Origin of the sequence: Desulfosporosinus nitroreducens (genome assembly GCF_023897015.1) — a bacterium.
Lineage (GTDB): Bacteria > Bacillota > Desulfitobacteriia > Desulfitobacteriales > Desulfitobacteriaceae > Desulfosporosinus > Desulfosporosinus nitroreducens.
The window spans coordinates 1-8,648 of the sequence record NZ_JAMHFY010000056.1; the positions used below are offsets into that span (position 1 = coordinate 1).

Here is an 8,648-nt window from a genome sequence, read left to right on the forward strand (position 1 = left end):
TCAGAGTACAAGTAGGAAATATTGTGATATAAGGAAGTAGTTTTAGGTTGATGGAACGCCGTGTGAATACGAAAGTTTCGTGCACGGTGTGGAGCAGGGGAAAAAGTGGAGATCATATCAAAGCTTTACCTATTGCTATTTGAGATGATTGAAAGCCTTGGTATGAGTGGGTTTGAGAAGTGTATGTTCTTTTTAGGGTGACGGAGTGTATGGGGAAAAATATTGAAAGTCAGGTCGTCTTTTATTAGATGGGCTGGCTCTCAGTTTTTATTGGAATATTTTAGATTTCATGTAAAGATGTGAGAACAAAATGCAGAAATGTTAGTGTGAATAGTTGCTGCAACATCATGGCACATACCCGAACGTTAATCACCCGACGGGAGCATTGGTGGGAAAGAGCCTACGATTTATAAGGAGGATGATTTGTCCAACAGCATTAACTAAACGAATTTTACAGTCAAAGTAATATAGCACCAGGAATAAGCTTCCTAATAAAAAGTATAGAAATATGGGTAATAAGAGGAAAATGCTTTGGAGAAGTAAATTAGGAGAACAATGGGGAAATAATTAGTCAAATGTTACAAGTGGATTCCTTCAATTTTAAAGAACTCGGATTTGATTACATTCTCAATTGCTCGAAGGTACCATGGAATTGGTTTTAAATTGCGATAGCGTCTAATAAGATTAGTCGGTATGTAGTTTTTCATGAAAACATCGCTTAGAATTAAAAGCAGCTCTAACTGAACATGTTCTAAATGTGGCTTATGGGCACATTCGAAAATCCGTTTCGCTTCAAAAACCGATGCGCGAACTTTAGTCAAATAACGAATATCAGAAGTATAAAGATATGCAAGTCCATACTCTTGAGCAAGTTTACTGTTAGCATTGCCTAGCGTAATAATATTTTCAATTTTCTTGAGAGTAGATAAACATTGCACTCCTTCCTCCAAAATTCTAATTGCTTTAAATAAATAATCTGGCTTATTTTGGATTTGGCTCATGTTTTCTAAGAAAATACTATAAACCCAGAGGAAAGCACCATAGCTTTCTGTTGCCATAAGATGCTTGTGCCTGAAATTGATGGAATAATATGTATCGTCATATGAGGTTTTTGCAATGCTATTAAGTTGAGTTTGTTGTTCTTGAGTAAATGTATTAACTAAACGGTTAATTTGAAAGAGTCGAAGAACTCTTCCTTTTTGATAACGAATATATGGATGATAACTACGTGTTTCTAAGTTTATGAATCGAGCTTTCGTATCATTTAGTAAAGATCGGAAATACTTTTCTTCTTTGATTATTTTTAATTCACGATTTACTCTTTGGTATTCCAAATATGATTGTGCAATAGCGATTGTTTCAGCTTCGGTTGAAGGTTTCCAGTCGTTCATAATTCTTTCTAAGACTTTGTAGGACTGTTTGTCTTCATAATATTGTTTTTGAGCGAGCTAAATTTAGCCCTATTCAATGGGGTAATGACTACTTCCCATTCAGATCAGTCATCATAATTTTTATTTCTCCCTCGGCAGCAATCTGTCCGTCTACACTTGCTGTAACCTTTGCTTTAATCAAACCATGCTTTGAAACAAGTATTTCGGCCTCAAGCTTTAGTGTATCCCCTGGAATCACTTTCCTTTTGAACTTCATTCCATCTATTCCTGCTAATACACCTAGTTTGCTCTCGCTTTTCTTATTTATTGATACTGCTATACCTGCCGTTTGTGCAAGAGCCTCGACAATCAGTACTCCAGGCATGACTGCATACTCGGGGAAATGTCCTTGAAAATGTGGTTCGTTAGCCGATACGTTTTTAATACCCACAGCCTTTTTTTCCGGTTCGAGCTCTAAAATTCTGTCCACTAATAAAAACGGATACCGGTGGGGAGTCAAGGCTCGGATTTCCAAATTATTTAACATAGCACACCTCTTTAAGTTCATTATTGTCTGTCTCATTCATGAATACTCCGAATCAAAATAAAGCCAGTGTTTCGCCACACCGTAATATGCACATTAATGCGAACTTGTCGTATAAATTCCTTTATTGGCCATTTACCTGATTCGCCAGCAATAAATAAATTCCCTTTTCTAAATTTGATTCCGATAACGACTGTTAATTATTGTATTGTGAAGCTTTTGTTATACTAGTTCAAATGATAAATCTTCATTTTATTTTACAGTGCTTTATTCCATAACACCGCCATCTTTTTTTCTCTGCCAAGCATAATATTTATTGCCACGTGATTTTACTGCTTCAGTGCCTTTTTCTTTGATAGTTTTTAAGTTATCTTTTATCACATATCCATAACTGTTTTTTAGAAATTTTAATTTATCGCAGTTCTCAAAATCACTACATTGCCAGCATCCAGCATACTCTTTTGAATTTATACATTTTAAAGCCTTACATTCATGTGTATTTCCACCTATAGAGCAACCACCTGTTTCTTGACATGTAGTTTTACACTGCAATTTTATTATGCCGTCAAGAACATTCATAAACTCTGGCATTTGTTTAAAAACTTCGAATTGCTTACCAACTCCGTCCCATATTTGGCTTTGATTTAAATCCAAATGCTCTCCTAGGACTTCCCAATTTCTTCTTTTGCTGCAAATAGTAAGAAACTTATCTAATTTATGTTCCATAATCAACTCTTTAAATTTATATGCGGTTTCATATATTTCTTTTTGATAAAATAAACAATCACAACAAGTTAATCCGCAAGGACATACTAATTTCTTATCCATATTTACTCCCCCCAAAAAATAATTATTAGAGTTTATTACCTTAGCACCCATCTTTCTCTTGTCTTTCTTAAATAATGGGGCTCCTGGTTTGTGTACGGAGAAGATACCCCTTATTGTAAACCACTATTTCATATTTACCTTTTCTTGGATATCCCTAACCCATTCGCTATTAATGAATTAAATTCCTTTATTTTAAACTTTGAGTCCGATAACTATGGACGTAAACTAATAGCACCAGCATTCACAATAATGACGCTGGTGCTATTGTCATAACAAGCTGTATTTAGTCTTGTTTGAAACTTTTCAACATCTGTATCTTTTCTTCAGGGTTCCTGAATAATCCAAGCAAATTTCCAATCTCAACAGCAAAATCAATTAAAGCTGTTGGTAAAGCAGTGACAATATTACCATCCCTTATTATTCTGTTTCTAACAAAGGTATCCCGGGGGAATGGGTCTTCCATGTTATTCTCTTTATAATATTCTGGAGTTAGAGAAGTTGTATATTTATGACCGGTAAGCACTCCGGAGCGAGCCAAAAATTGAGGCCCTCCGCATATTGCAGCTAAAAATTTGTTCGCAGCATTTAGCCTTTTTATTAATTCAGTAAGTTCGGGGCGCATCTCGATATTTGGACCGCCAGGTATGATTAAACCCTCAACATCATCCAGTGATTCTATATCAGTAACTTTTCTATGAGGTATATACATAATTCCTGAGTTGCTTGTTAAAGTCTTCTTTTCGTAAGCAACTGTTATAAGTTCTCTCTTAGAAAGAGTAACGGCCTGACATGCTAATGTCACTTCGAAATCTGCCATTTCATCATACATAAACATTAATACCTTGCTCATAAAAACCTCCACTTGTTTTCGTTTAAACTTATCGATAATACGAATAGTTCTCTTTATGTAATAAATCACCTTTTTAATTAATCCAACTTTTATTCTTATGTTAAACCCAATTTTAAAAGTAGATCCGATTAAAGAGATAGGCTGATCTCTATTAAAAAATGAGTCCTATAATTCATGTTACGTAAAGTCCCCTCGTACTTCGGACGAGGGGACTGTTAATTATCGTATCTTAAATGTCTTTATTATCTGACGCGGCAAAGACTTACCCCAATTAATCCAACAAAACTACTTTTGTCTCAGTTACTCATTCTTTAGTCCCCTCATATATGTTTCTTCAATACTTTTATGGGATAAATGGTTCCTCGCCATTCTATACCACCTTGGCTTATAGTTTTAACCATCGAGTTTAATATTGCTCCAATGTACAGCAAGACAGATATAGGGTGAATCACAACATAACTACGAGAGATATTCAAGTATTTCGCTAAGTAATTATAGACAGCAAACAAACTGACGACAGAAATGCCGCACAAAGCTCTTGCCCAAATTGGTCCAAGGAATATACCAACGAATGGGTAAACACCCACTAGCAGAGCATAAAGGCAGATTACTAATGTTGTAACAACACTGTATTTAAAATGAGCAAACTGATTTTTTTTAATTCCTTTGAGCAGGGCAAAAAGGTTATCATACCATTTTACTATAATAAAGCCTTTACCCGACAGTCCGAAATCCTGTTTGTATCCCTTATTTACCACGAGTTCCCCAAAAGACATGTCATCAGCTACCCGCATTGCTATTGCTTCGTATCCACCAATTTCCTGGTATACGGATTTTTTCACTAAGTTAAATGCACCAACTCCCACCTTGTTTGTAAACATCACCGTAGCGGTAATTGCAAAACTGAGGTAGGTAAGAAAGGCACGGTAGAAAACACCTCCGTAATACAAATCAGGAGCGATTGTTAGGTGGTCGAGTGTGTGTTCCAGAGCATATCTAAGGGTTTTCTTTAAACTTCCCAGGGAGAACATAACATCGGCATCGGTAAAAAGTAACCACTCGCCCGTAGCCTCTTTTACTCCCTGGTAAACAGCATGGTTTTTACCTAACCAGTTAGGAGGTAAATCATAAATAGTTATAACTTTTAGTTGTGGGTATTGAACTTTAAGTTTCTTCAAAACCGCCCCAGTTTTATCAGTAGAGCGGTCATTCACTACGATTACCTCTAAATTAGGGTAATCTTGACTGATTAACTGTCTAACTGCCTGTTCAATGGATTCTTCTTCATCACAGGCTGGAATTATTACAGATAATGCTGGATAAATAATACCATTGTTCGAACTATCGATTTCCAGAAATACTGGTCTCTTTTTAATATATCTAAACCAAAGCAAGACTGTGCCTACCTCTATAAAGGCACTAATTAAGGACAATACTGAAAAAAGAACATTCATAACTACCTCCATGAATATCACCTCCAGATTGAATTCAATTTCATTCCATAAAAACCCTTCTTTGTGTCTAATATTCCTTTTGTTTATTTTGGGTCCGATAAGAGTCACTATGACAAGTTCTTCCAAACTATATTCTCCGCTTTCGTCCTAATTCCTCTCTGACAGCCGATTTGCCTGTTTTCAGTTTCCATTTTTCTGGCTCATTTAGTGTGGTTTTGTTCAAAAGAACAAAGTCCGTTTCTCTCTCGCTTACGTCGATTTACTATGGTGTTTGTTTGCGGTTTTTCCTTTTTGTCTTATCCTAGAGGCATGGATAGTGCCAGCCTGGGCATACCACTCCATATGATGGTATTAATTGAACAAGTTGAAATTAATTTTAAGAGAGGGATGCACAGACCTGGAGGAAGTCCGAAAGAAAAGGCTTGAGCATGAAAAACTAATCGAATCAAAGGATGAGTTGAAGCAAAGGTTTGACGAAATCCTAGAGACCATAAACAGCAGGGATTCACTACTAGAAGAGTTTGATGAAGAAATATTTAATGCGTGGTTGAGAAAATATCATTCTCACACCAACGCATTTTGTTTTGAGTTAAAGGGTGGGATGAGGGGGGTGGGTGGAGGGTAGAGGGTAGTGAAAATTCACATACATCCTCTTTATTTTGCAGCGTTTCTTTGATTCGATTGCACTATTGATTTATTGTTTGTTGTATTAACTGGTTGTACCTTTTAAGAGTAACGGTTATTGGAATTGTGCCATTAAAAAGGTCACTATCTCCAAGTTTTGCAATGATAAAGGCTGAAGTAGCGACAAAGGCTGTATGAGAAACAAACTCAGTCAATACAGTGATCGGGCTTACTGAATTTACTTTAGTTTCACCCATTGTACCTAATATGCCTTATAGGAAGCCATGTGGCTTGACCAGCAAGACACCCCTTAAGGACAGCCTTACCCTTCCCGAAAAGTCAAAATGTGTACACCGTTGCAGTACCTATTACGCGAGCTACTACCGCATCTGCCAAATAACCTACCATATTCTCTTTCTTATGAATGAGTGTATGTGGAGGTATAAGCATTCCCGCAGCCTTCTCAGGACCGTCATATCCACTACTACCAAGGCGTTACAACTATTAACGAAGCATAGGCATGCTTACGCCGAAACCGATTCTCCTTCTTGCCCTTAACCTAAAAACCATTTAGACTCAACAAAACTCTCATACTATAAAAAAGTAGAACATGCTATGGATGAAACACATAAACTGTAAAAAAGAGTTTGTGAGGGGAAGCCTATGCCTACACCACTTGATCCTAATAGTATTCCGAAGTTTAGTGATAATTTAGTGATCCCACCGATATATGAACCAACAGTGGTTAAAAATCACCATTGTCAAGTAAAAAGTCACGATTATACCGTTAACGTAAGTGAGTTTAATCAACAAATTCTTCCTGCTGGATTCCCGGATACCACTGTATGGGGTTATGGTGGTAGAGTCAGAGACCAGGAAACTGGTGAAATAATCCCCCATTTCCGCAATACACCGGGTGCCACCTTTGAGACTCAAAGAGGTATTCCAATTAATGTTCATTGGGTGAACGATCTGAACGAGCCACACCCCCTTCCAGTAGATCCGACTCTACAATGGGCTGATCCCAATCACCTGGGTATGCCTATGCCTCCATTTCCAAGTTTTCCTCCTGGTTTCCCATTAGCCCAATATCCTGTTCCAATTGTTCCGCATTTGCACGGAGGAGAAACAGAGTCAGCTTCAGACGGTCACCCTGACGCTTGGTTTACCGCTGGTGAAATACTAAAAGGACCAGCTTTCGAAAAATCACGCTACCGCTATAGTAATAAGCAGGAAGCAGCAACTTTATGGTATCATGATCATACTTTAGGGATTACACGCTTAAACGTGTTAATGGGCTTAGCTGGGTTTTATCTATTGCGAGACCCTCATCATCCACTTGATAGGCCAAAATCTATACTGCCTAAAGGAAAGTATGAAATTCCGCTTGCCATTCAAGACAGATCATTTAATACTGACGGGTCCTTTGCCTTCCCTGAAATGGGAGTTAACCCTGAGGTTCATCCCTATTGGGTGCCGGAGTTCTTCGGAGACACTATCATGGTCAATGGCAAAGTATGGCCTAATCTCGATGTAGAACCCAGGCAATATAGGTTCAGGGTTTTGAATGGATCTAATGCCCGCTTTTACAATCTAATGTTTTCCAATGGAATGCCTTTCCTTCAAATCGGGAGTGATGGCGGTTATCTGTCAAGGCCTGTAAGAATGACGTCCTTGCTTATTGCGCCTGGTGAAAGGGCAGATATACTTGTCGACTTTTCGCAGTTGGTGCCAGGGACTCAGCTAATTCTTCAAAATGATGCTAATGCCCCATTCCCAAATGGTGATCCCGTTGACCCACAAACCACAGGGCAAATTATGCAATTTATAGTTATCGATAAGCCAGCAATTACTCCGCCTAAATTACCACTTATGTTAAACCTTATCAGACCGTTAATCAGAAACGCCCGAAAGAGAACGTTAGTACTGGTCGAAATAATGGGCCCGAACGGTCCTTTAGAAGTATTATTAGACGGACAAAAATGGCATAATCCAATCTCAGAGCTCCCCCTAGTAGGTTCGACGGAAGATTGGAAACTTGTAAATCTAACTATGGATGCTCATCCAATACACTTGCATTTGGTGCAGTTTCGTGTGCTCAGTCGTCAAGCTTTCCTAGCAGATAATTATTTGACAGATTGGGTTACCTTAAATGGTGAGCCGCCCCTAAACCATCCTACGAAGATTCTCCCCGTAAGGCCCTATTTGCTCAATGGTCCCGTAACTCCTCCACCCAATGAAAGCGGCTGGAAAGATACTGTAAGGGCTAATCCAGGTGAAGTCACGACAATACGGGTTCGTTTTGCGCCTCAGAATGCACCGATTATAACCATACCTGGAATAAATTTATATCCTTTTAATCCTACCCAAGGACCTGGCTATGTATGGCATTGTCATATTCTTGATCATGAAGATAATGAAATGATGAGGCCGTATAAAGTTAGAAATTTATGGTGATAAGAAATTATCCCGACGGGTCATTGAACGAATAATTATTAATTGTTACTAATTTCCTTCCTAATTGGGAGGATATTTTTTTGGTTTTTTGCTTTTTAGTTGGGTAGGCGTTTAAACCCCGTATTTTGGATTATTTTTGTTACCTTGAAAAGGATATTTATTAAGGGAGAAAACCAAAAGACAAACAAGACATTAAACAAACGTTCGATTAATTCAGCTACTAGTCATGTTGCGAGAGGCTATTCTCAAGCTATTCGGTAGGTAACACGGTCTATATTTCCGGTCAGGTGGCTCTGGAGCGTTATGGCAAATTGGTGGTGGGCAAGGATGATCCTATTGCACAGGCAAGGCAGGCCGTCAAGAACATTAAGGCCATTCTGGATGAAATAGGCGCACGTTAAACCGTAATAAGACCATATGACAATATAGCTCTTTTAACGTGACAGGGCACGTGGAGACCTGTGTACTATTATATCACCAGGATTATACGATAGGGGAAAAGGGCAAGAAGGTTACGGTTG

7 protein-coding genes and 1 pseudogene are annotated in these 8,648 nt (G+C 38.2%); 3 read left to right on the forward strand and 5 right to left on the reverse strand.

From position 1 onward, the window contains the following. Nucleotides 1-578 precede the first annotated feature (578 nt). The 5 genes from M8E35_RS25715 to M8E35_RS25735 all read right to left on the reverse strand — a co-directional run bounded on the left by M8E35_RS25715 (nucleotide 579) and on the right by M8E35_RS25735 (nucleotide 5,046). Nucleotides 579-1,391: a hypothetical protein gene (locus tag M8E35_RS25715; RefSeq protein ID WP_252473821.1), complete on the reverse strand. Its 813-nt coding sequence runs from the start codon at nucleotides 1,389-1,391 to the stop codon at nucleotides 579-581. Between the two features lie 88 nt (nucleotides 1,392-1,479). After that, nucleotides 1,480-1,917 carry a 3-hydroxyacyl-ACP dehydratase FabZ gene (gene fabZ, locus M8E35_RS25720; protein WP_252473822.1) on the reverse strand — a complete coding sequence of 146 codons (438 nt, stop codon included), beginning with the start codon at nucleotides 1,915-1,917 and terminating at the stop codon, nucleotides 1,480-1,482. 264 nt (nucleotides 1,918-2,181) lie between these two features. After that, nucleotides 2,182-2,742 (reverse strand): DUF3795 domain-containing protein, encoded by a 561-nt coding sequence (locus M8E35_RS25725; protein ID WP_252473823.1) that lies wholly within the window; start codon nucleotides 2,740-2,742, stop codon nucleotides 2,182-2,184. A 283-nt stretch (nucleotides 2,743-3,025) separates the two neighbouring features. Beyond that, nucleotides 3,026-3,592 carry a DJ-1/PfpI family protein gene (locus tag M8E35_RS25730; protein WP_252473824.1) on the reverse strand — a complete coding sequence of 189 codons (567 nt, stop codon included), beginning with the start codon at nucleotides 3,590-3,592 and terminating at the stop codon, nucleotides 3,026-3,028. A gap of 320 nt (nucleotides 3,593-3,912) precedes the next feature. Then, nucleotides 3,913-5,046 (reverse strand): glycosyltransferase family 2 protein, encoded by a 1,134-nt coding sequence (locus tag M8E35_RS25735; RefSeq protein ID WP_252473827.1) that lies wholly within the window; start codon nucleotides 5,044-5,046, stop codon nucleotides 3,913-3,915. Nucleotides 5,047-5,401: 355 nt separating this feature from the next. Here M8E35_RS25735 and M8E35_RS25740 point away from each other — a divergent pair, with 355 nt between their 5' ends. The 3 genes and pseudogenes from M8E35_RS25740 to M8E35_RS26640 all read left to right on the forward strand — a co-directional run. Continuing rightward, a complete protein-coding gene (locus M8E35_RS25740; protein WP_252473825.1) occupies nucleotides 5,402-5,671 on the forward strand; it encodes a hypothetical protein in 270 nt (89 codons plus the stop codon). A gap of 662 nt (nucleotides 5,672-6,333) precedes the next feature. Beyond that, entirely contained in the window at nucleotides 6,334-8,127 is a 1,794-nt protein-coding gene (locus M8E35_RS25745; protein ID WP_252473826.1) for a multicopper oxidase family protein, read from the forward strand. 266 nt (nucleotides 8,128-8,393) lie between these two features. Next, nucleotides 8,394-8,528, forward strand: a pseudogene (locus tag M8E35_RS26640) (RidA family protein); the annotation flags it as partial. Nucleotides 8,529-8,648: the final 120 nt, after the last annotated feature.

What these genes read in the sequence shown, in the direction of transcription:
- M8E35_RS25745 (WP_252473826.1), top strand. Translation starts at nt 6,334, where the DNA reads ATGCCTACACCACTTGATCCTAATAGTATTCCGAAGTTTAGTGATAAT.
- M8E35_RS25730 (WP_252473824.1), bottom strand. Translation starts at nt 3,592, where the DNA reads ATGAGCAAGGTATTAATGTTTATGTATGATGAAATGGCAGATTTCGAA.
- M8E35_RS25735 (WP_252473827.1), bottom strand. Translation starts at nt 5,046, where the DNA reads ATGAATGTTCTTTTTTCAGTATTGTCCTTAATTAGTGCCTTTATAGAG.
- fabZ (WP_252473822.1), bottom strand. Translation starts at nt 1,917, where the DNA reads ATGTTAAATAATTTGGAAATCCGAGCCTTGACTCCCCACCGGTATCCG.
- M8E35_RS25715 (WP_252473821.1), bottom strand. Translation starts at nt 1,391, where the DNA reads ATGAACGACTGGAAACCTTCAACCGAAGCTGAAACAATCGCTATTGCA.
- M8E35_RS25725 (WP_252473823.1), bottom strand. Translation starts at nt 2,742, where the DNA reads ATGGATAAGAAATTAGTATGTCCTTGCGGATTAACTTGTTGTGATTGT.